Genomic DNA, 427 nt, shown 5'->3' with positions numbered 1-427 from the left:
GTCGCGAGCCGGTCCAGCCGCCGCTCCTCGGCCGCCAGCCGGGCCGCCGCGGCGGCCCGGTCGCCCAGCACCCGCTCCACCGCCCGCCCGTGCTCCAGCACCGTCCGCACCTCCCGCTCGTCGCGGCCGAACAGCAGCCGCAGGGAGGGCGGCAGCACCCCGGAGGAGCCCCGGTAGTGCTGCCGGGCCAGCCGTCCGGCCCGGTCGCGGGCCTCGGCCAGCCGTACGCGGGTGCCGGCCAGTTCGCGCTGGAGCCGGTCGACCTTCCCGCGCCGCTCGGCCACCTCCCGTTCCACGGGGCCGTGCGCCTCGCCGGCCGCCCCGGCCCGCCGGTACAGGTCCCGCATCCGGGCCAGGAGTTCGCTGACGGGCGCATCACCGGCCGCCCCGGCCGCCCCGGCCGCCCCGCCCGGGGCCGGGGGAGGGG

Annotated in this window: 1 pseudogene; it reads right to left on the bottom strand. The window is 82.2% G+C overall.

Annotation, left to right across the window (positions count from 1 at the left end):
• Positions 1 to 427: pseudogene (locus AC2CJA_RS27260) on the bottom strand (hypothetical protein); the annotation flags it as partial.

The sequence above is a fragment of the Streptomyces sp. ATLC9 genome (assembly GCF_057196705.1).
This window is presented reverse-complemented; position numbering and strand designations above follow the sequence as displayed.